This window comes from Grimontia marina (assembly GCF_900060185.1).
GTDB lineage: Bacteria > Pseudomonadota > Gammaproteobacteria > Enterobacterales > Vibrionaceae > Enterovibrio > Enterovibrio marinus.
The window spans coordinates 1-4,552 of sequence record NZ_FIZY01000111.1 but is presented as its reverse complement, the minus strand read 5'-3'; the positions used below and the strand labels follow the sequence as shown (position 1 = coordinate 4,552).

The following is a 4,552-nucleotide window of genomic DNA, read 5'->3' as shown; positions in this document are numbered from 1 at the left end:
GCCACGAGGTATCGGTGCTATGATGGCCATCACTCAGTCCTTTTGTCGGTATGTTTCGGTTTGGCGATTGATCAGATCGCACAAAGCGGACTGAGTTTCTCTTATCTTTGAGATCTACTATTAGGAACAGCTATTTAGTGCTATAAATATAGCGACCATATCTAAGTTACAAGATCAATTACGTCAACAGAACCTAGATAATATTGCCAGAACGGATGATCGTTTAGCGCAAGCAGTCCAAGGTAGTGGTTCTACAAATCCTAATTTTGGGATAGGGAGAGGAAGCGCGTCTGAAGCTGACCAGCTGGGTAAAGTATGGGTTGGAGACGGGGCTGTTCCTGTCAGTAATCAGGCAGCTTGCCCTGGTTGTTTAAAAAGTGCAGATGGCACAAGGATATATAGGCCACCTACAACTAAGAATGCGCCTGCTGAATTCAACCCAACGGGCGTACAAGCGAACTTTGTTCAATTGGATAGCAAAGGTTCTATTATTAGTAATGGTCACTTGGTAATTGAATGATGGAATTATCTCTTAAAGGTTTAGATGTGGCTGGTGATTATTTACTTGATCATAAACCAGATAATGCAGATTTTTTTAGTTTATGGCTTACGGTAACTGTAGGTGTGAACGGTGAGGAAGGAAGCTCTTCTTATCAATTACATATCTGCACTCCTGACTGGATTAGATATGCAGTTGAGAACGAGCTTGAAGATCATTTTCTATGGGGGCGGCATATGTTAATCGTTGATAAGTTTGACGCCGAAAAAATTGAAATTGCCATAGAAAAAAAACTTAAAGAAATTTCAAGCCAATTTTCTAATGATTCACAAAGTGAGTTATTAAAAAAAGTCAGCCGCTATGCTTACTGGGAATATGAAGATTATGAAACTAACAAGGACAGTCACCATTAGAGAAACAAAACTAACTGGGACACAAGAAAACTAACAGGGACACACACTTTAAGAAAGCAAACAAAGACCCGTGTCCCCACAACGTGGTGAACATGATACTAGCTAAAGAAGCTGGAACAGTCAATTTTAGCAAGTACTCAAGCGACTCAGGCAGCTACATTTCGCATCAAATCAGTCTAAATCTGGGAGCGAGAGGTAGCACAAAAACGGGTGATAGCCTGTTAGTGGATTAATTCGGGGTAAGGGTAAGGTGAAGGTTTATAGCACTAGCATCTTACCTGAACAGGGAGGTTATATATATTTGTAAAAATAATGTTTTATTAAAGTTAAGATTATTTTCAATTTAATTTCTGGAGTGAAAACAAATGAAGAAAGTGGTTACAATTCTGCTTGCACTGTTTTTAAGTGCATGTGCTTCATCACCGTATCAATACTATGTAAATCCAACGCCCATAAAGAAACAACAAACTGCATATAAATTTGACAATATTGATGTCAATCTAACACTTGGTCATGGCGCAATTCCTGGTGATGAGGTCTTTGCCGACGAAAAAGAGTTAGAAAAACAGTTTATGAAGTACTTAGAGGCTAGCTTATCGAAGAAGGGGCTTCTAGACAAAAACGGAGACGATGCACTAGATGTATCAGTGACAATTGATTACAAACGTACGTTTAACATTGGAGGTAAAGCATTAAACAAACCTGAAGTGTCCCATCGCGTTGTAATACATAATGATAAAGAAGAACTGGCGGGATTTTCAAAATCAAAATACACAACCAAATATGGATACCTTGATGATATAGCAGTTAATATTGAAATATCAGCATTTTCTTGGGACCAAGATGACGAACCAAGAGACATTGAGCTTATTTCACAGTTAATTGTCGAGGATTTAGTTAACGCAGGTTTGTAGAAGTGTTTTACTTTTTCTGATTAAGACCTGATCTGACTACTTACTGGGACAGGCACTTTTAGAAACGATTTAAAATGACCATGACTGAGCACCCTATCAGCTTTTAACTCCGCCGTAAAATGGGGTAAACGGCCCAGTTTTTCAGTTCTTAAAGTGACTGTCCTTTTTATTTCTTTTTTATTTCTTTCTATGAAAATAAAATTAAAGCAGCTCTTAATAACCCAGATCAAGTAGTCTGAGCTACAACTATTAAATTTGACCGAACAGACCCAACCTCTCCGAGACCCGATTCTTTGTCTGTTACGTACACCATTGATGGAAAAACCAAAACAGTAAGATTTAAAAATGAGGCTAAAGAGGAACCAGAGGTTATAGAATGATAACTAAAGACTCTGATATTGTTAAAAAAATATTCTATTTATTGGATGCTGGAATTGTCCACGGGTACGATTCGTTTAAGTATGTGGCAGAAGTTTGTGAAGGCTACATAGAAGAAGAGTTGACTGTAGAATTAAATGGTGTGGAGCAGACTGATGCTGACACAAATTTTAACGGTGCTGTTCTATATAGCCTAATTGAAGATTTGAAAGCCAGTTCTCTGGAAAGAGGAGAAAACTGGAAATCCTTTGTTATCTCGTACGAACGTGGTGGAGAAGTCAAAACAAACTTTATTTACTAGCTGGAACTAACAGGACATATATGGACACTCCCTTGACGTCAAGCCAAACGGCTCTTGTCGTTTCGCGTAGCGAGACGATATTGACGTTCTTTTTACCACTGTGTTCAGCATTGATGTTCAGGTTGTCATTCCCCTTAAGGGAAGGTCAGTACTGACATATATCCAGGCTCGTTTCTTTGATTAGAATGAAGCGATTTTCTCGCCTCGGCCTCTAATGAGTTCCGTACCTGACGCCTTCAACAGGCACTCGGGCTTGATGCGCTTGTCCCAGACAGGCTTGAGCCAGGTGGGGAAAACCTTTGCTCATCAACCATGACTGACCACGGTGGGTGAAGCTGATTGTATTATCCGCCGCCACGCCATCTTGTTGCATTGCTTCTTGGATAAAAATGGCGTGATTGTGAAGGCAGACTCGTGATGTTCTGTGCTTTCATCCTTGACATGCCTCCAAGACTGGTTGCGGTTGGTAGCATTCGTTCCGTTGGAGCAATATCCACATTAGCCGTGCCAGACGATGGGCAAAGGCCACAACCGCTTTATTGTAACCACGGCGTTGAACCAGCTGATTGCCCCAGACGCTCAGTGCATCAGTTTTGTTTCTGGCACGGCTCAAAGCGGCACGGGCACCATGCACTAATAATGTTCGTAGGTATCGGTCACCCCGCTTGGTAATACTTCCCATGCGATGCACATCGCCTGAAGCATAAAGCTGAGGAGTGAGGCCCAGCCACACCGCGAATTCCCTTGGGGATTGGAAGGCTTGCCCTTTATCGATAGACGCAAGGAACGCAGACGCATTGATAAGCCCAACGCCAGGAAGGCTCATGATGATGTCACGGCAAGGATGTTCATCAAGGAAGGCGTTGAGCCTTTGTTCAATGTCTTCTATGCGCTGCTCTGTATCAAGCAGCTCGACATAGGCGTTAGCCACGATATTTCGTAGCCCCTGAGAGCACGATGCATCTCCGATAACGTGGGCAAGTTTGGCTCTGAGGTGTTTCACGCCCAAAGGCGCGATGACACCAAACTCACTGAGTATCCCCCGGACTTGGTTGACCAATGAAGTCCGGTTCCTTTGCAACCGTTCACGCACACGGTGTAGCGAGAGAATTTCCTGTTGATAGTCGGATTTGACGGGGACAAAACGGACATGTGGTCGTCGACTGGCTTCAACAATGGCGAGGGCATCGTTGTGGTCATTCTTGTTCCCTCGCACGAAGGGGGTGACGTGTTGTGCGGGAATAAGCTTGGTTTGATGGCCGAGCTTTGCCAGCTCACGCCCCCAATAGTGGGCCGAGTAGCAGGCCTCCATCACGACGGTTGTCGGAGGCTGTTGGGCAAAAAACTGAACTAACTGGCTGCGTTTCAATTTTCGGTTAAAAATCGGTGTGGAATGTTCGCCTACGCCACAAACTTGAAAGGTGTTTTTGGCTAAATCGAGACCTATGGTTAGAAGTGCACCCCATTGGTTGGACACACAAGCTAATTTTTTAAGTGTTTGATCCCGCTCATGCTGCGTATCTTTGCCTGCCGAAGTAGGCTTCATCAGGAGTAAGGTCATTGAGTCCCTGATGGTTACGCTCTTCGTTATAGAACACCATGTAGTGGCCGATTTCAAGTTCAGCTTCTCGGGGGGTGGTATAGGCTTTTAAGTAAACCTCCTCATATTTCAAGCTACGCCATAATCGCTCGATGAACACGTTGTCGACCCAGCGTCCTTTCCCATCCATGCTTATCCGTACATCATGGTCGATTAATCTCTGAGTAAACTCAGCGCTAGTAAACTGGCTGCCTTGATCTGAATTGAAGATATCGGGCGGCCCGTAGTGTTGCAGTGCGTCTTCGAGAGCCTCAATGCAAAAGCTTGTATCCATCGTATTCGACAAGCGCCAAGCCAGTACTTTGCGGCTATACCAGTCGATAATGGCCACCAGATACAGGAACCCCTTCGCCATGGGGATGTACGTGATGTCAATCGCCCAAGCTTGGTTTGGATAAGTGACATCGATATCACGCAGCAGGTAGGGATAAACCTTGTGTGCTTTGT

5 protein-coding genes are annotated in these 4,552 nt (G+C 43.7%); 3 read left to right on the top strand and 2 right to left on the bottom strand.

Annotated elements, in window-relative coordinates; genetic code table 11:
- The first annotated feature begins 516 nt into the window (after nt 1-516).
- The 3 genes from GMA8713_RS25130 to GMA8713_RS25120 all read left to right on the top strand — a co-directional run bounded on the left by GMA8713_RS25130 (nt 517) and on the right by GMA8713_RS25120 (nt 2,505).
- A complete protein-coding gene (locus GMA8713_RS25130) occupies nt 517-912 on the top strand; it encodes an Imm8 family immunity protein (protein ID WP_084387838.1) in 396 nt (131 codons plus the stop codon).
- A gap of 365 nt (nt 913-1,277) precedes the next feature.
- Complete coding sequence (locus GMA8713_RS25125) at nt 1,278-1,826, top strand: YajG family lipoprotein (protein WP_062715339.1); 549 nt, start codon at nt 1,278-1,280, stop codon at nt 1,824-1,826.
- A 376-nt stretch (nt 1,827-2,202) separates the two neighbouring features.
- Nucleotides 2,203-2,505, top strand: coding sequence for a hypothetical protein (locus tag GMA8713_RS25120; protein WP_062715336.1), 303 nt, complete (start codon nt 2,203-2,205; stop codon nt 2,503-2,505).
- Between the two features lie 430 nt (nt 2,506-2,935).
- On the opposite strand, the gene GMA8713_RS25115 is transcribed toward GMA8713_RS25120, so the two are convergent.
- Complete coding sequence (locus GMA8713_RS25115; protein WP_232314575.1) at nt 2,936-4,066, bottom strand: IS110 family RNA-guided transposase; 1,131 nt, start codon at nt 4,064-4,066, stop codon at nt 2,936-2,938.
- Nucleotides 4,014-4,552, bottom strand: a 539-nt coding sequence (locus GMA8713_RS25110; protein ID WP_062705098.1) for an IS3 family transposase, incomplete at its 5' end; no start/stop codon positions are given. The genes GMA8713_RS25115 and GMA8713_RS25110, both read right to left, overlap by 53 nt.